This window comes from Bradyrhizobium sp. 195 (genome assembly GCF_023101665.1).
Classification (GTDB): Bacteria; Pseudomonadota; Alphaproteobacteria; order Rhizobiales; family Xanthobacteraceae; genus Bradyrhizobium.
On record NZ_CP082161.1, the window covers coordinates 7,249,944 to 7,267,301 of the forward strand.

14 protein-coding genes and 1 pseudogene are annotated in these 17,358 nt (G+C 63.4%); 4 read left to right on the forward strand and 11 right to left on the reverse strand.

Annotation, left to right across the window (positions count from 1 at the left end):
- Positions 1 to 6 precede the first annotated feature (6 nt).
- Together IVB26_RS33825 and IVB26_RS33830 are read right to left on the reverse strand one after the other, a co-directional pair.
- Positions 7 to 1,059 carry a DUF3616 domain-containing protein gene (locus IVB26_RS33825; RefSeq protein ID WP_247969297.1) on the reverse strand — a complete coding sequence of 351 codons (1,053 nt, stop codon included), beginning with the start codon at positions 1,057 to 1,059 and terminating at the stop codon, positions 7 to 9.
- Positions 1,060 to 1,387: 328 nt separating this feature from the next.
- Positions 1,388 to 2,299, reverse strand: a complete 912-nt coding sequence (locus tag IVB26_RS33830) for a LysR family transcriptional regulator (protein ID WP_247969298.1) — start codon at positions 2,297 to 2,299, stop codon at positions 1,388 to 1,390.
- A 138-nt stretch (positions 2,300 to 2,437) separates the two neighbouring features.
- Between IVB26_RS33830 and IVB26_RS33835 the strand changes: the two genes are divergently transcribed.
- Genes IVB26_RS33835 through IVB26_RS33845 form a run of 3 tightly spaced genes read left to right on the forward strand, consistent with a single transcriptional unit; the run spans position 2,438 to position 5,693 of the window.
- Positions 2,438 to 3,589, forward strand: coding sequence for an HlyD family secretion protein (locus tag IVB26_RS33835; protein ID WP_247969299.1), 1,152 nt, complete (start codon positions 2,438 to 2,440; stop codon positions 3,587 to 3,589).
- Positions 3,590 to 3,593: 4 nt separating this feature from the next.
- Positions 3,594 to 5,201, forward strand: a complete 1,608-nt coding sequence (locus tag IVB26_RS33840; RefSeq protein ID WP_247969300.1) for an MDR family MFS transporter — start codon at positions 3,594 to 3,596, stop codon at positions 5,199 to 5,201.
- Positions 5,202 to 5,231: 30 nt separating this feature from the next.
- Positions 5,232 to 5,693: a carboxymuconolactone decarboxylase family protein gene (locus tag IVB26_RS33845; RefSeq protein WP_247969301.1), complete on the forward strand. Its 462-nt coding sequence runs from the start codon at positions 5,232 to 5,234 to the stop codon at positions 5,691 to 5,693.
- Between the two features lie 171 nt (positions 5,694 to 5,864).
- On the opposite strand, the gene IVB26_RS33850 is transcribed toward IVB26_RS33845, so the two are convergent.
- From IVB26_RS33850 to IVB26_RS33875, 6 genes are all read right to left on the reverse strand, one after another.
- The gene (locus IVB26_RS33850; protein ID WP_247969302.1) at positions 5,865 to 6,725 is read right to left on the reverse strand and encodes a D-amino-acid transaminase; all 861 of its coding nucleotides are present in this window, start codon (positions 6,723 to 6,725) and stop codon (positions 5,865 to 5,867) included.
- A 207-nt stretch (positions 6,726 to 6,932) separates the two neighbouring features.
- A complete protein-coding gene (locus IVB26_RS33855) occupies positions 6,933 to 7,664 on the reverse strand; it encodes an amino acid ABC transporter ATP-binding protein (RefSeq protein WP_247969303.1) in 732 nt (243 codons plus the stop codon).
- Between the two features lie 12 nt (positions 7,665 to 7,676).
- Positions 7,677 to 8,369: an amino acid ABC transporter permease gene (locus IVB26_RS33860; protein WP_247969304.1), complete on the reverse strand. Its 693-nt coding sequence runs from the start codon at positions 8,367 to 8,369 to the stop codon at positions 7,677 to 7,679.
- Positions 8,370 to 8,372: 3 nt separating this feature from the next.
- Positions 8,373 to 9,104, reverse strand: a complete 732-nt coding sequence (locus tag IVB26_RS33865; protein WP_247969305.1) for an amino acid ABC transporter permease — start codon at positions 9,102 to 9,104, stop codon at positions 8,373 to 8,375.
- Between the two features lie 109 nt (positions 9,105 to 9,213).
- Positions 9,214 to 10,125, reverse strand: a complete 912-nt coding sequence (locus tag IVB26_RS33870; RefSeq protein ID WP_247969306.1) for an amino acid ABC transporter substrate-binding protein — start codon at positions 10,123 to 10,125, stop codon at positions 9,214 to 9,216.
- Positions 10,126 to 10,225: 100 nt separating this feature from the next.
- Entirely contained in the window at positions 10,226 to 11,611 is a 1,386-nt protein-coding gene (locus IVB26_RS33875) for a M20 family metallopeptidase (protein WP_247969307.1), read from the reverse strand.
- 283 nt (positions 11,612 to 11,894) lie between these two features.
- Here IVB26_RS33875 and IVB26_RS33880 point away from each other — a divergent pair, with 283 nt between their 5' ends.
- The gene (locus IVB26_RS33880; RefSeq protein WP_247969308.1) at positions 11,895 to 13,274 is read left to right on the forward strand and encodes an LLM class flavin-dependent oxidoreductase; all 1,380 of its coding nucleotides are present in this window, start codon (positions 11,895 to 11,897) and stop codon (positions 13,272 to 13,274) included.
- Between the two features lie 173 nt (positions 13,275 to 13,447).
- Here the strand turns inward: IVB26_RS33880 and IVB26_RS33885 are convergent, their stop codons facing one another.
- The 3 genes and pseudogenes from IVB26_RS33885 to IVB26_RS33895 form a co-directional block, all read right to left on the reverse strand.
- On the reverse strand, positions 13,448 to 15,109 hold the full coding sequence (locus tag IVB26_RS33885; protein WP_247969309.1) for a thiamine pyrophosphate-binding protein: 1,662 nt from the start codon (positions 15,107 to 15,109) through the stop codon (positions 13,448 to 13,450).
- 276 nt (positions 15,110 to 15,385) lie between these two features.
- Entirely contained in the window at positions 15,386 to 15,889 is a 504-nt protein-coding gene (locus IVB26_RS33890; RefSeq protein ID WP_247969310.1) for a GFA family protein, read from the reverse strand.
- 221 nt (positions 15,890 to 16,110) lie between these two features.
- Positions 16,111 to 17,237, reverse strand: a pseudogene (locus tag IVB26_RS33895) (alkene reductase).
- Positions 17,238 to 17,358 lie beyond the last annotated feature (121 nt).

Consider the following 17,358-nt stretch of genomic DNA (forward strand, 5'->3'; position numbering starts at 1 on the left):
AAACGCCTATACGGCGGGACACGATGAAGATCGCGGCCCCGATCCCGATATTTCGATCGGGGTGGGCGCACCTTCCTTGTCGCCGTCGAACACGATCAGGACTCGTAGTCCGGTTGACGTCTTGTCCAGCGGCAGGAGCCCCTCCGGCTTTCGCTTCGGATCAAACGGCAAGTCCTTCAACAGTTCGACAGACTCTGACGCGCCGTCCCAGGCGTAAACGGCATAGAACCCGGGTCCGTCCGCAGCCGGACCTGCCAGGACGAGGATGCGATCCCCGAATGGTGCGAGATCGCGCACGCCGCGGCCGTCGCCGAGCGGCAGCCGGTACAGGCGATGGTCCGGGCTTTTTCCATTGCCAAACAAGGAAGCCACCTCGACCGACAGAACGACGGCGCATTTACCGTTCAGCACGGGGCCCCGGAAACCTGCGAGCAGGGTCCGATCGTCCTTGATCGCCACGCCTTCGATCGTCAGCCCGTTGGCCTCCAGCCGCATGTCCACGAAGGGGAGCAGAGCCGGTTCGCTCGCAATGACGTCTCTCAGTCTCGGCGTGCGCTCGAGGCCTGACGCGCTGCCGTCTTCACCGGTCGTGCGGAACCGGACGATCTGGCTGCTTGCGGCGATCTTCGCCTGAATCTTGTCGGCATCTTTCTTGGGATCGAGCTTGTGGTCCTTGTCTCGCGGATGGCCATGCGAGCCGATGACGTAAAAGTACCCTCCGGAGAAGGCGACGCCCTCGCCATCGAGCTCGAGCGCTTTGTCCTTGAACGTGTTGTCGATCAACTTGACCGGGCTGCCGGCGACAAGCTTGCCCTCGGTCAATTCGACGTATTGGGCGCCCTGAAGATTGTCGTCGATGACGAGGCACGAACGGGGAAACCCATCTGCGGTCGTGCAGGCGATACCACTGACATCCTTGGACTTGTCGCCGTCCTCACCGATCAGCCTTTTCTTGACCGGCCACTCATCGTCGGCCGCGGCAAGAGAAGGTTGCACGCCGCCCGCTGCCATGAGGCCGAGCAGGAAAGCCGCAATCCATCCCGTTCTGGCGAGAATCATCGAAGCTCCCTTCAGCGGTTGTCGGTTCAGATATGGCCAAGCCGTCCAGCTTCACCGCAATATGATGCCGCCAAACCCTACGAAGTTCTCACGCAATCGAACGTCGATCTGCCTGCCGCCTGTCGATGCGTCAAACATGGAAAAGCAAGAGCTGGAGAAGCGGAGGCCGCAAAGCCGGCCTGAACGAAACGTCACATCGAAGAAACAGGATCGGGCCCGAACCACTTCGGTCCAAAATGGATCACTCATATCTTAGGTTGTATTGTTCCAAATACCCCGGCGATGTCAACTCACTTTGTGAGAGACATGGAGTCGCCGGCGAAAGTGCTCATGAATACGGGTTGATCAGCTTCTGCTGCTCGGCGCTGTGGTGCACGAGCATGTCGATGAAGGTCCGGACCTTCGCCGACAGATGATGCCGGTGCGGATAGACCGCGTTCATCGACATCTCGACCGGGCGATATTCGGGCAGCAGCCGAACGAGGTGCCCAGCGTCGAGATCGCCCTGTACAAGAAAGCCGGCCATCAGGCAGACGGCCGCGCCCTCCAGCGCCACCTTCCGCAACGCTTCGCCGCTGTTGGTGATGAAGCTGCCGGAAACGCGCACCGATGCCGGCGAGCCCTTGCGATCGAAGAAGCTCCAATCGTCGCCGAAGGGATAGTTCAGATGCCGAGCGCAATTGTGTGTTGCGAGCTCGTCGAGCTTCTGCACACGACCATGCCGTTCGAGATAGTCGTGCGAGCAGCACAGCACGTGGCGCCAGGTGGCGAGGCTACGAACGATCAGACTCGAGTCCGGCGGCGAGGTCATACGCAGAGCGACGTCATAGCCCTCCTCGATGAGGTCGACCTCAGCTTCGCCCATGCGCAGATCGATCTTGAGCTCCGGATAGGCCGACAGGAGTTTTGCCGCAACGGGCGCGACGAAGGGTACCATGTGCGTGGCGACGTGGATGCGCAAAGTGCCGCGCGGCATCGATTGCAATTCGCTCGCGATGTCGTCGGCCTGTTCGAGATCGGCGAGGATCTGAGTCGAGCGGTCGTAATAGGCCTTGCCGATTTCGGTGAGGCTCACCTTCCGCGTGGTGCGGTTGAGCAGGCGCACGCCGAGCCGGTCCTCCAGCGCCTGGACGTGATTGCTCACCATGGTCGTCGACATGTTGAGCCGGCGGGCGGCGGCGGAAAAGCCGCCGTTTTCGACCACGTGAACGAAGGCGGTGAGGCTGGTGAAGCGATCCATGGCAACAGGCTCAGATTATCCGCTATTGCTGGATAATGCTTCCACAAATTCCAAGATTATCACAACGACCGGGACAGCGCATCTCAGGGGTTAACAGCGCACGATTCTGAGCGGGCGTCTGGGAAATCCGAGGATGCCATGTCGAACGCTTCTTATATCTCTGAAACTAATAACAAAATCGGTCTGTACCCATCCCGGCAGGCGATCAGACGAGCAGCGATCGGACTGGCGTTGGCGATCGGCATCGCGGTGGCCGGCGACTATGGCTACGATTACCTGAAAACGGGCCGCTACCTCGAATCCACCGACGATGCCTATGTGAAGGCCGACTCCACGATCATCGCACCAAAGGTGTCCGGTTACATCGCAAAGGTGCTGGTCGGCGACAACGAGACGGTTCGGGCAGGCCAGGCGCTGGCCAAGATCGACGACCGCGATTTCAAGGCTGCCCTCGACCAGGCACGCGCCGATGTCGCCGCCGGCGAAGCTTCGGTGCGCAATATCGATGCCCAGCTCGAACTGCAGCAGCCGATCATCGAGCAAAGCACGGCCGATGTCACCGCTGCCGACGCCAATCTGAAATTCGCCCAGGAGGAGCGTGCCCGCTACGACGATCTGATGAAGTCGGGCTCCGGCACCATCCAGCGCGCGCAGCAGACCGACGCGGCGCTGCGCGCCAGCAGCGCGCAATTGCAGCACGCGAAATTCGGCCTTCTGGCCGCACAGCGCAAGATCGACGTGCTCACCACCCAGCGCGCGCAGGCCACCGCTCAGCTCGAACGGGCCCGCGCGGTCGCGCAGCAGGCGGCGCTGAACCTGTCTTATACGGAGATCACCGCGCCGGTCGACGGCACGGTGGGCGCCCGGAGCTTGCGGGTCGGCCAATACGTGCAAGCCGGCACGCAATTGATGGCGGTCGTGCCGCTCGATGCGGTTTATGTCGTTGCGAACTTCAAGGAAACCCAGCTCACGCATGTGCGGCCGGGACAGCCGGTCGAACTGCACGTCGACAGCTTCCGCAACAAGACCCTGCGCGGCCACGTCGACAGCCTGTCGCCGGCGAGCGGGCTCGAATTCGCGCTGCTGCCGCCGGACAACGCCACCGGCAATTTCACCAAGATCGTGCAGCGCGTTCCAGTCAAGATCGTGCTCGACGACCACAACCTCACCGGCCTGCTGCGCCCCGGCATGTCGGCGGTGCCGACCGTGAACACCAAGCAGGCGGTGCTGGCCGAGCGCGAGACGGCCAAGCGACTGGCCGACACCACGTCTCGCGCGAACGGCGGCTGAATCCATGAGCACGCTGCAACCGACCGTCAACGCCACCGGTCTCTCCGCCTCCGCTGCGCCCGCCGCGCCGGCGGTGTCCGCAAAGACCTGGATTGCGGTGATCGGCGCCACGCTCGGCGCTTTCATGGCGGTGCTGAACATCCAGATTGTCAACGCCTCGCTCGCCGACATTCAGGGCGCGATCGGCGCCGGCATCGACGACGGCGGCTGGATTTCCACCTCCTATCTGGTCGCCGAGATCGTGGTGATCCCGCTCTCCGGCTGGCTCGCCCAGGTGTTCTCGATCCGCATCTATCTGCTCACCAACGCGATCCTGTTCCTGGTCCTGTCGGCAGCGTGCGCGCTGGCGCAGGACCTGCCGCAGATGATCGTGCTGCGCGCCGTGCAGGGGTTCACCGGCGGCGTTCTGATTCCGATGGCATTCACGCTGATCATCACGCTGCTACCGCGGGGAAAACAACCGGTCGGCCTTGCGTTGTTCGCGTTGTCGGCGACCTTCGCGCCCGCGATCGGTCCGACCATCGGGGGCTATCTCACCGAGAATTTCGGCTGGGAGTACATCTTTTACGTCAACCTCGTTCCCGGCGCGATTATGGTCGGCATGCTCTGGTACGCGCTCGACGCAAAGCCCGTGAAGCTGTCGCTCCTGCGCGAGGGCGACTGGGCCGGTATCATCACCATGGCCATCGGGCTCTCGGCGCTCCAGACCGTGCTGGAGGAAGGCAACAAGGACGACTGGTTCGGCTCACCCTTCATCGTCAAGCTGTCAGTGATCGCAGCCGTTGCACTGACCGCCTTCCTGATCATCGAACTGACGGTGAAGCAGCCGCTGCTCAATCTGCGCCTGCTCGTCCGCCGCAACTTCGGCTTCGGCATGCTCGCAAATTTCCTGCTCGGTATCGCACTCTACGGCTCCGTGTTCATCCTGCCGCAATATCTGGCTCGCATTCAGGGCTACAATGCCGAGCAGATCGGCATGGTGCTGGCCTGGACCGGATTGCCGCAGCTCCTCCTGATCCCTCTCGTGCCGCGCCTGATGCAGCGGTTCGACGCGCGGATGATCATCGGCGTGGGCTTCGTGCTGTTCGCTGCTTCCAACTTCATGAACATCTATATGACCAACGACTATGCCGCCGACCAGCTGCTGTGGCCAAATGTCGTTCGCGCCATCGGCCAAGCATTGGTGATGGCGCCGCTGTCGGCCGTCGCAACCGCAGGCATCGAGCCGGAGAACGCGGGTTCGGCCTCCGGCTTGTTCAACATGATGCGCAATCTCGGCGGCGCCGTCGGCATCGCACTGCTCCAGACCGTGCTGACGAAGCGCGAGCAGTATCACTCCAACGTGCTGATGCAGTCGGTCTCGGTGTTCGAGCAGGCCACCCGTACACGGCTGGAACAGCTCACTCAGTATTTCGTCAATCACGGCATCCTCGACCGTGCAGACGCCGCGCATCGTGCCTATGTCGCGATTGGCCATATCGTGCAGAAGCAGGCTTATATCTTCGCGTTCAGCGACACATTCTACCTGCTCGGCATGGCGCTGATCGTGGCTTTGGCTGCCGTCCTTTTCCTGAAGAAGCCCGGCCAGACCTCGGCTGGCGGAGCCCACTGACATCAACCGTAGGAAGCAAGGAGAACGACCATGAAGCCCCGCATGAACTTCTACCAGGCCGCCCCTGATACGATGAAAGCACTGATGGCGCTGGAGGAGCAGATCCAGTCTACCGGACTGGAGAAATCACTGATCGAGCTCGTCAAGATCCGGGCGTCGCAGATCAACGGCTGCGCCTTCTGCATCAACATGCACACCGAAGACGCCCGCAAGCGCGGCGAGACCGAACAGCGCATCTATCTGCTCAACGCCTGGCGCGAGTCTCCGCTCTATTCCGACCGCGAGCGCGCGGCGCTGGCCTGGACCGAGTCGGTGACACTGATTTCGGAGACGCACGCGCCCGACGATGTCTATCAGCAGGTCCGCGCACAGTTCTCCGATGCCGAGACGGTGAACCTGACCATGCTGATCGGCGCGATAAACGCCTGGAACAGGATCGCGATCGCTTTCCGTGCGGTCCATCCAGTGAAGGTGAAAGCGTCGGTGGCGTGAGCTGCGGCGCGCGCCTTGGGCGTGATGCGCACCGGACCGCGCCTCAATCTCAACTGTCATGCCCCGGCTTGACCGGGGCATCCAGTACGCTGAGGCGGATCCGTATACGACTTCCGTCTCTGGAATACTGGATCGCTCGGTCAAGCCGGGCGATGACCGCGGAGTGCGCGGCTAAACCGCCGTCGCCTTGGCGAACTCCACGTAGATCTCGCGCAGGCGCGTGGCCATCGGGCCGGGCTTGCCGTCGCCGATCTTCTTGCCGTCGATCGCAACCACCGGCTGGACGAACAGCGACGCCGAGGTCGCAAAGGCCTCCTTGGCAGCCAGCGCCTCAGCGACCGTGAACGAGCGCTCCTCGACGCGAAGCTGGCGCTCTTCGGCGAGCGCCACCACCGCCTTGCGGGTGCAGCCCGGCAGGATCGCGTTGGAGTTCTTGCGGGTCACGATGACGTCGTCCTTGGTGAGGATGAACGCCGAGGACGAACCGCCCTCAGTGACGTAGCCGTCTTCCAGCATCCAGGCCTCGCCCGCGCCGGCTTCGGCCGCGGCCTGCTTCGCCAGGACCTGCGCCAGCAGGGCCACGCTTTTGATGTCGCGCCGCTCCCAGCGGATGTCCGGTACGGTGATGACGTTAATGCCGGCCTTCGCCGACGCGGCGTTGATGATGTCCTTCTCCGAGGTGAACATCACCAGGCTCGACTTGACGTCGCCCTTGGGAAACGGAAAGTCGCGGCCCTTGTCGGCGCCGCGTGTCACCTGGAGGTAAACGAGGCCGTTCGTGAGCGTGTTGCGCGCGATCAGCTCCTTCTGCAGCTCGGTGATCCGCTCGACCGTCTCCGGAAGCCTCAAGCTGATCTCGCCGACCGAGCGCTCAAGCCGCGCCAGATGCGAGGCGTTGTCGACCAACTTGCCGTCGAGCACGGCCGAGACCTCATAGATGCCGTCGGCGAACAGGAAGCCGCGATCGAGGACCGAGATTTTGGCGTCCGAGAGCGGGACGAATGAGCCGTTGACGTAGGCGATCGGGTCCAAGGCAGGTCTCCTGGGGAGGAAGGGGATTTGGCTCTCGGTATAGGAGATTTGGCGAGCGCGATAAACCCTCGATCCGTCATTCCGGGGCATTCGCGAAGCGAATGAGCCCGGAATCCATCTCACCTCTCGCCTGCCGCCCAATCGATCCTCAGGTGCGCAATTGCGCACCATAGCTCGCGCTGCGCGCACCCCGGGATGACGCGGTGGTTAGTGGGAGAGAATCTTGGACAAGAACTTCTGCGCGCGGTCGCTGCGCGGCTTGCCGAAGAAATCGTCCTTTGCGGCGTCCTCGACGATCTCGCCGCGGTCCATGAAGATCACGCGATTGGCGACCTTGCGGGCAAAGCCCATCTCGTGGGTGACGACCATCATGGTCATGCCCTCGCGGGCGAGATCAACCATGACGTCGAGCACTTCGCTGACCATTTCGGGGTCGAGCGCCGAGGTCGGCTCGTCGAACAACATGACGATCGGATCCATCGCGAGCGCACGTGCAATGGCGACGCGCTGCTGCTGGCCGCCGGAGAGCTGCGCCGGGAATTTCTGCGCCTGCTCCTTGAGACCGACACGCTCGAGCAGCTGCATGCCCTTGGTGACGGATTTGTCGTGCGGGCGACCCAGCACCTTCTCTTGCGCGAGGCAGAGATTGTCGATGATCTTCAGGTGCGGAAACAGTTCGAAGTGCTGGAACACCATGCCGACGCGCGAACGCAACTTCGGCAGATTGGTCTTGGGATCGTTGACCTTGGTGCCGTCGACGCTGATGTCGCCGCTCTGGAACGGCTCCAGCGCATTCACGCATTTGATCAGCGTCGACTTGCCCGAGCCCGAGGGGCCGCAGACCACCACGACCTCGCCCTTGGTGACGCTGGTGGTGCAATCGGTCAGCACCTGGAAGCTCGGCGTGTACCATTTGTTGACGTGGCTGATTTCGATCATGAGCGGCTAGCCCTAGCGAATGATGGCGATGCGCGCCTGCAGGCGGCGGACGCCGAAGGACGCGATACAGGAAATGGTGAAGTAGACGACCGCTGCGAACAGATACATTTCGACCAGGCGCCCGTCGCGCTGCGCCACCTTGCTCGCCGCTCCCAGGAAATCCGTAATCGACAGGACGTAGACCAGCGAAGTGTCCTGGAACAGAACGATGGTCTGCGTGATCAGAACCGGCAGCATGTTGCGGAAGGCCTGCGGCAGCACGACGTAGCGCATGGTCTGGGCGTAGGTCAGCCCTAGCGCGCTGGCGGCGGCCGGCTGGCCGCGCGAGATCGACTGGATGCCGGCGCGCATGATTTCGGAGAAGTACGCCGCCTCGAACATGATGAAGGTGATGAGTGAGGACGCGAACGCGCCGACGCTGATCGGGCGCGAGGCGCCGGTCAGCCACTGCCCGATATAGGGCACCAGAAAGTAGAACCAGAAGATCACCAGCACCAGCGGCAGCGAGCGCATGAAGTCGACATAGACCCCGGCGATCCGGCCGAGCAGCTTGAGGCCGGACAGGCGCATCAGCGCGAGCGCGGTGCCGAAGACAAGGCCACCGAGGGCCGCGAGGCCCGTCAGCGTCAGCGTGAACGTCATGCCCTCGAAGAACAGATAAGGCAGTGCGCGGCGGATGACGTCGAAATCGAGATTGGCGAACATCGCTTATTTCCCCGTGATGTAACCGGGGATCGCGACCCAGCGCTCGAGGAAGCGCATGGCGGTCACGACGACGGCGTTGACGAGAAGATAAAGGATGGTTGCGGCGGTGAAGGCCTCGAACACCTGGAACGAGAATTCCTGCATCGAGCGCGCCTGCCCGGTCAGCTCGAGCAGGCCGATGGTGATCGCGACGGCGGTGTTCTTGATGGTGTTGAGGAACTCGGACGTCAGCGGCGGCAGGATGATGCGGAATGCCATCGGCAGCAGCACGTAGCGATAGCCCTGCGCGGTCGTCAGGCCCAGCGCGGTTGCGGCCATCTTCTGCCCGCGCGGCAGTGAGCCGATGCCGGCCTGCAGCTGCACGGCCACGCGCGCCGACATGAAGAAGCCGACGCCGATCGCCGCCGTCCAGAACGGCGCGTTCGGCAGCTGTTTCAGCCAGATGCCGGCGCCTTTTGGCAGCAGTTCCGGCAGCACGAAGAACCACAGGAAGAGCTGCACGAGCAGCGGCATATTGCGGAAGAATTCGACATAGGCAAAGCCGAACCAGTTCGCCCCCTTCGATGGCAGCGTACGCATCACGCCAACCAACGAGCCGGTGACCAGCGCGATGACCCAGGCCAGCGCCGCGGTCTTGAGGGTCAGCACCAGACCCGACAGCAGCATGTCGAGATAGGTGCCGGTCCCCATCGGGTTCGGCTGGAAAAAGATTCCCCAGTTCCAGTTATAGTTCACGTGTCCCCCGCGCGAACGCGCCCTTTGTCCCGGCGCCTATGCAAATGTCCGGCCACCCCAGTGTCAAGAGTGGCCGGACATGATTTCGATCGAAAGATCGAGGTTTTGCTTACTTATAGTCGTCCGGGTTCGGTGAGTCCGTGGGCTTGGCGAACTCGTTCTTCAGTTCGGCCGAGATCGGCGTGTTGAGATTGAGGCCCTTCGGCGGGATCTTGGCCGTGAACCACTTCTCGTAGATCTTCTGGGCTTCACCGGAGGTGTAGAGCGCGGCGGTCGCGGCATCGACCACCTTCTTGAAGGCGGCGTCGTCCTTGCGCAGCATGATGCCGTAGGGCTCGGGCTTGGAGAAAGCGTCCTTGGAGATGGCGTAGTCATCCGGCGACTTCGAGCCGGCGACGAGGCTCGCCAGCAGGATGTCGTCCATGACGAAGGCGACCGCACGGTCGGTCTCGACCATCAGGAAGGCTTCGGCATGGTCCTTGGCCGGAATGATGTTGGCGCCGAGGCTCTTGGCGACGTTGGCTTCGGTAAGCTGCTTGATGTTGGTGGTTCCGGCGGTCGAGACCACCGTCTTGCCCTTGAGATCGTCGATCGACTTCAGGCCGCTCGACTTCTTGAAAACGTAGCGGCTGGCGGTCAGGTAGTGGGTGTTGGTGAAGGCGACCTGCTTCTGGCGCTCGGCATTGTTGGTGGTCGAGCCACATTCGAGGTCGATCGTGCCGTTCGCCATCAACGGGATGCGGGTCGCCGACGTCACCGGATTGAGCTTGACCTCGAGCTTGTCGAGCTTGAGCTCCTTCTTCACGGCGTCGACGATCTTGTAGCAGATGTCCATCGCGAACCCGACGGGCTTCTGGTTGTCGTCGAGATAGGAGAACGGGATCGAGGAGTCGCGGAAGCCCAGCGTGATCGCGCCGGTGTCCTTGATGTTCTTCAGCGTGCCGGTCAGCTCCTGGGCCCCGGCCTGGCTGACGGCGAAGGTCGCGGCGAGCGCGAGGCCGATGCTACGGAAGTGTTTCACTTTTTTGGTCCCCTTTCAGGATGATGCGGCCCGGATGCAAGCACAGATTGGGCCGGATTAGAATGTGACTTTCGGCTGGATCGCGGCGCAGGTTAACGGCTCAGGTTAGCGGCTTGGGCAATTCCCCGAGATCCCAGAACAGCCCGGCCATGACCGTCAAGGCCTCTTCGGTCAAAGGCAGCAGGATGTGCTCATTGGGCGCATGCTGGGAGCAGCCGGGATAGGAGTGCGGGACCCAGATCGTCGGCAGGCCCAGGATCTCGGAAAACACGTCGTTGGGCAGCGAGCCGCCGAAGTTCGGCAGCACCGCCGGCGGCTTGCCGGTGGTCTCTTGCACCGAATCCGCCGCCCATCTGATCCAGGGGCTGTCGAAATCGGTGCGCGATGCAGCAAAACTCTGGGCCGCCCGCACTTCGACCATGGGAAAACCGCGTCCGGCCAGATGCGCGCGGATGGCCTCGATCAGCCCATCAATTTTGGTGCCGACCACAAAACGCAGTTGCAGCACGGCATTGGCATGGCCCGGAATGGCGTTGGCCGGCTTCTCGATATTGCCCGAGGACATCGCCAGCACTTCCAGCGTATTCCAGGCGTAGAGCCGCTCGGCGGCCGAAAGCCCCTCCTCGCCCCAGTTCTCGGCCAGCGCCGGCTCGTCCTCGGTAGGGACCACCTGCACATCGGCCAGATAGCTGCGGATCTGGTTGGTGAGCCGCGGCGGCTTCAGCGCGTCAAGCTGGAGGCGGCCGTGGCCGTCGACCAGCGTGGAGATCGCGTTGACCAGAATGGTCGCGGGGTTGGCCAGCACGCCACCCCAATTGCCGGAATGGTGACCGCCATCGCGCAAGTTCACATCCAAATGGATGCGGATGCCACCGCGGCAGCCAAGGAAGAGCGTCGGACGGTCGGCGGACAGGCGCGGCCCGTCGGAGGCCATGAACAGATCGGCCTTGAGCGCGTCGCGATTGAGATCGCAGACCTTGCCGAGATCGGGCGAGCCGATCTCCTCGCCCATCTCGACGATGAACTTGGCGTTGAAGCCGAGCTTGCCGCCACGGGCCTCGCGCACGGCGCGCAGCGCCGCCATGTTGATGCTGTGCTGGCCCTTGTTATCGGCGGTGCCGCGGCCGTAGAGTCGCGTGCCCGCAACCGTCGTGCGCCAGGGATCGCGGCCGTCGCGCCACTCGCCCTCCATGCCGTCGACGACATCACCATGGCCGTAGATCAGCACGGTCGGCGCTGACGCGCTCTCATGATGCTCGGCGAACAGGAACGGCGCCTTGCCGCTCGGGGACTCAACGATGCGGCTGGAAAAATCGAGCGCAGCAAACGAGGGCATCATCTCCTGTTCCAGATAGCCACGCAGCTCGGCCCCGCGCGACGGATTCTGGCTTTCGGTCCGATAGGCGACGCGGCGGTCGAGCTCGGTGAGGAATGCGCCGGATTTGAAATCCTCACGGGCGCGGGAGATGGCGTCGGCTCTGGTCATGACTCACTTTTCGGACTTCGCGCGAAGGACCCTACCCGAGAAAGAGTGCCCTTCGAAAGTGGCGGGGAGTGGATTGTTCTTGTAGTTCGCTTGCAGTTCTCTTGTGTTCTCTTGCGATTTCGTTCTTGCTCGCTTGAGATTGGCTTGCCAAGGGCGGGCGTACCGCCAATTTTGGCCTTGCCAAGCGCAAACCATATGCAAGAACGTCGCCAAGTTGGGCGTCAAGTTGGGGCGCACGTCTATCATTCGAAGAGCGCTCAGTACAGGGCGCCGAGGGACCATCATGGCCAAGCAGATTAGGCTCAACGCCTTCGCGATGAATTGCGTCGCACATCAGTCACCCGGCCTGTGGACCCATCCGCGCGACCGCACCGCCGAGTATAACCGCCTGCCCTACTGGATCGATCTCGCCAGGACGCTGGAGCGGGGCCGCTTCGACGGGCTGTTCCTGGCCGACGTGCTCGGGGTCTACGACGTCTATGGCAACAGCCCTGACGCGGCGTTGCGCAACGCAGCACAGACGCCGTCAAACGAGCCGCTGCTGTTGCTCTCGGCCATGGCCGCGGTGACGCAAAATCTCGGCTTCGGCGTGACCAGCAATTTGTCGTTCGAACCGCCCTATCCGTTCGCACGGCGAATGTCGACGCTCGATCATCTCACCGAGGGCCGGATCGGCTGGAATGTCGTCACCGGCTATCTCGACAGCGCCGCCCGCGGCGCCGGCAAGGACAAGCAGGCCGGACACGACGACCGCTACGACATCGCCGACGAATATATGGAGGTGGTCTACAAGCTCTGGGAAGGAAGCTGGGAGGACGACGCCGTGCTGCGCGACCGCAAGCGCGGCATCTTCACCGATCCGACAAAAGTTCATCGCGTCAACCACGAGGGCGCGAACTACCGCATCAACAACACCATCCATCTCAGTGAGCCCTCGCCCCAGCGCACGCCGGTGCTGTACCAGGCCGGCACCTCGCCGCGCGGCCGGCAGTTCGCGGCCAAGCACGCCGAATGCGTCTTCATGTCGGGACCATCGGCCAAGATCATTGCGCCGCGCGTGTCGGCGATCCGCCAGGAAGCCGCCGCTCTTGGTCGCAATCCGGCGGAGATCCTGATGTTCTCGATGATGACGATCATCCTCGGCAACACGGAGGCCGAAGCGGCTGCGAAATATGCCGACTACCGCTCGCACATCAATCCGGAAGGCGCGCTCGCGCTGATGTCGGGATGGACCGGCATCGACTTCTCCGGCTATGAGCTCGACCAGCAAGTGCGACACGTCCAGAACGATGCCGGCCGCAGTGCCCTCGACAACGTTACACGGGGTGATCCTGACCGTGTCTGGACCGTGCGCGACGTCATCGAGCATGTCGGCATCGGCGGTGCCGGCCCCGTCGTCGTCGGCACGCCCGAAAGCGTCGCCGACAAGATCGAGGACTGGTTCGAGAAGACCGACGTCGACGGCCTCAATGTTGCGTTTGCGATCTCGCCAGGCGATTTCGAGGACATTTCGGACATGCTGGTGCCGGAGCTGACCAAGCGCGGGCGGTATAAGCCCGAGTATGCGAAGGGCACGCTGCGCGAGAAGCTGTTCGGCGGCGGCCGCGCAAGGCTCGATGCGCCGCATCCCGCGGCGGGATATCGGGTGGGAAATAAGGGATAGACGGAAAGTCGCGCCACCCCCTCGCTGTCATGCCCCGGCTTGACCGGGGCATCCAGTACGCCGCGGCCATTCGGCTCAATCACCGCCGCCTCTGGAATACTGGATCGCCCGATCAAGTCGGGCGATGACAACTGAGTATGTGGCGGCCTCGGCGCAATAGCTCTGCCACCGCCCTACACCTTCCCGTCCACCATCACCTCGATCAGCTTCGTGCCCGGCCGATTGAACGCCGACGCCAGCGTCGCTTTCAGCTCGCTGGGATCGCTGACCTTGATCGCCTCGCACCCCAGCGCTTTCGCGACGCCGGCGAAATCCACGGGTGGATCGACGAAATCCATGCCGACATAATTGTCGTCGCCGTGGAAGGCGAGCAGGCGCTGCTTGATGATGCGGTAGCCGCCATTGTTGGCGATGACGACGTTGAGCGGCAGCTTGTGATGCGCCGCGGTCCACAGCGACTGGATCGAATACATCGCGCTGCCGTCGCCCGAGAAGCAAACGACGGGGCGATCCGGATTGGCGATGCTGGCGCCGACCGATGCCGGCAGGCCCCAGCCGATGCCGCCGGACGCGAGGCCGTGATAGCCGTAGCGATCGCGATGCGGCCGCAGCGCCGTGATCTGGCGGCTCGAGGTGAGGCCTTCGTCGACCAGGATGGCATTTTCCGGCATGGCCTCGACCATTTGCAGCACCAGGAAGTCCGGATCGATGGGGCTGCGGCCTGCGCTCTTGCCGATCTGCTCAACCAGCACGGCGCGGCGCGCGGTCCAGTTCTTCGGCGCCAGCTCGGCGAGGCGCTGCTTCGCCCGGCTCGCAAGTGCTGCACCGCCCATCTCCTTCAGCACCGGGATCAGCGCGCGCAGCGTTTCCTTCAAATCCGCCTTCAGCGCGATCTCGACGCCGTAGTTCTTGGCGATCTCCCAATCGACGAGACCGATCTGGACGATGCCGAGACCCTCCGGCAGCGCATCGACCTCACTGTAAACCGACATGCGCAAGGGATCGCCGCCGAGCGCGATCAGGAGGTCATATGACGCAAGCGTATCGCGCGCGACCTTCTGCACGCGCGCCAGGGTACCGACGAAGCTCGGACTCTCCGAGAGGAAGTGCGAGCCAAAGGGCGTCGAGGACTGGTAAGCGGCCGCGCCGAGCAGCTCCGCGAGTTCGGCCGCCTCCTTCAGGGCGTCACTCTTCACCACCTCGTCCATGGTAACGATGACGGGACGCTCCGCCCTAAGGAGCCGCGCCGCAAAGGCTTTCAACGCTTCGTCCGATGGTCTTGTCCGCGCGTCGATGCGGGTAGAGCGACCGAGGTCGATCCCGGCCTCGCTGTTCAGGATGTCGCCGGGCAGCGAGATGAACACCGGCCCGGTCGGCGGCGTGGTCGCGACCTTGGCGGCGCGGCGGACGATACGGGGCAAATCCTCCAGCCGCGTCACCTCCACCGCCCATTTCACCAGTGGTTCGGCCATCCGCACCAAGGGGCCATACAGAACCGGCTCCATCAGGCCGTGGCCCTGCTCCTGCTGTCCCGCGGTCAGGATCATCGGCGTGCCCGTGAACTGGGCGTTGTAGAGCGAGCCCATCGCGTTGCCGAGCCCCGGCGCGACATGGACGTTGCAGGCGACGAGCTTGCCGGAGGCGCGGCTATAGCCATCGGCGATCGCGACCACCAGGCTCTCCTGCATCGCCATCACATAGGTGAGGTCGGGATGGTCCTTCAGCGCATGCATGATCGGCAACTCGGTGGTGCCGGGGTTTCCGAACAGATGCGTGATGCCCTCGTCCTTGAGCAGCGCGAGAAAGGCGGAGCGGCCGGTGATGTTGTTCTTCATGTTTCCTCCGAGAGCGGACGTTGCCGCAAGGACGAACGGCATGATGGCCGAAATCTTGCTAGACGCGCAAGGAAGTGCGGTCATGGCTGCGTTGCGCGTGACGGTCTCGTGTCCCGGACGCGGCGCAGCGCGTTAGCGGTGCGACGCAGAGCCGGGACCAGATTCGCGACGAGCTCGCCGATGCATGGGCCCCGGCTCAGCAGCGCATCACCGAACCGGACGATGCTGCGCATCGCCGGGGAGGTGCTGCGCTGCGTCCGGGGCACGAGAGCGGAGCTACATCTCCTCCCGTCCCAATTCGAACGGATCCTCGCCACCTGCGCGCTTCTTCTTTTTCGAGCGTTGCCAGACCACGCCGGGAAAACCCTTCAGCGGCACCAGCGGCTCGCCGGTATAAGCCCATTCCTGCAGCTCTTCGATCGCGATGTGGTAGAGCGGTTGCCGACCGGTGCGCTCGTTGAAAAGCGCGCGGGGGATGTTGACCATGTGCGGGCCGCGCGGGCGCTCATAGGCGATCGGCGTGCCGCAATGCGAGCAGAAGCTGCGCGCGGTCCTGGTGGCCTTGTCCTCGTAGCGGGTGAGCGCGGTCTTGCCTGACATGATGCGAAACCGCTTCTTCCAGCTTCCGACGTAGGTCGCGTAGGCCGCGCCGTGAGCGCGGCGGCTGGCGACGGAGTGATCGTGCCAGGCCCAGCGCGCGGGGATGTCGATCTCGAAGGTGACCTTGCCGCAGAGGCATTGGCCGGTGGCTGTACCTGCGGCGGCTGCGGCTTTGGCCATAGTCTCTCCTCATCGTCATCGCGAGCGTAGCGAAGCGATCCAGAATGTTTCCGCGGAGGCAGTCTGGATTGCTTCGCTGCGCTCGCAATGACGGAGTTTGTAGCGCGGTCGGAGCTACACGAGATCCGTAGCCCGGATGGAGCGAAGCGCAATCCGGGGTCTTTGCCTCGCAGAACGAAAAACCCGGATTTCGCTGCGCTCCATCCGGGCTACGAAGGAACCTACGCCGGCGTCAGCTCGTCGTACACCGGATAATCCGTATACCCCTTCTCCTCACCGCCGTAGAACGTCGCACGGTTGTACGGCGTGATCGGATAGTCGTGCTGCAGGCGGCGCGGCAGATCGGGATTGGAGATGAAGATGCGGCCGAAGGCGATGATATCGGCATGGCCCTCGGCGATCGCCGCGTTCGCTGTCTCGCCGACAAACCCGCCAGCGGTCATCAGCACGCCGCTGTAGTGCGGGCGGAACAGCACCATTGCGGAGGGCACATTCTGCCAGTTGACGTCGGCGCGGCCCGCACCGCTCGAGCGCGGCTCGATGAAATGCAGGTAAGCGAGGCCGAGCTTGTCGAGCGACTTCACAACATGCGTGTAGAGCGGCATCGGGTCGGGCTCGCCGGAATCATTGGCGATGCCGTGGGGTGACAGCCGCACGGCGACGCGGTTCGCACCCCAGACGTCGATCGCAGCGTGCGTGACTTCCAGCAGAAGTCGCGCGCGGTTCTCGATCGAACCGCCATATTGATCGGTGCGCTGATTGCTGCGCGATTGCAGGAATTGCTCGAGCAGGTAACCGTTGGCGCCGTGGATTTCGACACCGTCGAAACCGGCCGCGAGCGCGTTCTTGGCACCTTGCCGGAACGCCTCGACAATATCCTTGACCTCTTCGGTCTCCAGCGCGCGCGGCGTCTCATAGTCGGAGATCTTGCCGTCGGCCGTCATTGCCTTCATCCCTTCCGCCTTGATCGGGATCGCCGAAGCGGAAACCGGCAACTCGCCGCCATGGAAGGAGGAGTGCGAGACGCGGCCGACATGCCAGAGCTGGAGGAAGATGATGCCGCCCTTGGCGTGCACCGCGTCGACCACCTTGCGCCAGCCGGCGATCTGCGCCTCCGAATAGATGCCGGGCGTTGCCGGGTTGCCGCGACCGTGCGAGAGCACCGGCGAGGCTTCGGCGATGATCAGGCCGCCCTTTGTGGCGCGTTGGCCATAATATTCGGCGTTGAGCGGGCGCGGCGAAAAGCTCTCGCGCGCGGCCCGCATACGCGTCAGCGGCGCCATCGCGACGCGATCGCGAGCTTGTACGGACCGACCTGTAACGGCTTGAACAACGCCTCGAATTTCATGGGGGGCACCGACTGGCTATGAAAGGATGCGGATCATATATCGAAGGGCGGCCACCGGAAAAGTCGCCGCCCCACAGAAAAGCAGATATTCCCTCTCGCGGAAGGCGGGAGAGAACAGATG

Bases quoted from the DNA above. Each gene is read 5' to 3' on its own strand.
- IVB26_RS33825 (WP_247969297.1), bottom strand. From the start codon at position 1,059: ATGATTCTCGCCAGAACGGGATGGATTGCGGCTTTCCTGCTCGGCCTC.
- IVB26_RS33830 (WP_247969298.1), bottom strand. From the start codon at position 2,299: ATGGATCGCTTCACCAGCCTCACCGCCTTCGTTCACGTGGTCGAAAAC.
- IVB26_RS33835 (WP_247969299.1), top strand. From the start codon at position 2,438: ATGTCGAACGCTTCTTATATCTCTGAAACTAATAACAAAATCGGTCTG.
- IVB26_RS33840 (WP_247969300.1), top strand. From the start codon at position 3,594: ATGAGCACGCTGCAACCGACCGTCAACGCCACCGGTCTCTCCGCCTCC.
- IVB26_RS33845 (WP_247969301.1), top strand. From the start codon at position 5,232: ATGAAGCCCCGCATGAACTTCTACCAGGCCGCCCCTGATACGATGAAA.
- IVB26_RS33855 (WP_247969303.1), bottom strand. From the start codon at position 7,664: ATGATCGAAATCAGCCACGTCAACAAATGGTACACGCCGAGCTTCCAG.
- IVB26_RS33860 (WP_247969304.1), bottom strand. From the start codon at position 8,369: ATGTTCGCCAATCTCGATTTCGACGTCATCCGCCGCGCACTGCCTTAT.
- IVB26_RS33875 (WP_247969307.1), bottom strand. From the start codon at position 11,611: ATGACCAGAGCCGACGCCATCTCCCGCGCCCGTGAGGATTTCAAATCC.
- IVB26_RS33880 (WP_247969308.1), top strand. From the start codon at position 11,895: ATGGCCAAGCAGATTAGGCTCAACGCCTTCGCGATGAATTGCGTCGCA.
- IVB26_RS33885 (WP_247969309.1), bottom strand. From the start codon at position 15,109: ATGAAGAACAACATCACCGGCCGCTCCGCCTTTCTCGCGCTGCTCAAG.
- IVB26_RS33890 (WP_247969310.1), bottom strand. From the start codon at position 15,889: ATGGCCAAAGCCGCAGCCGCCGCAGGTACAGCCACCGGCCAATGCCTC.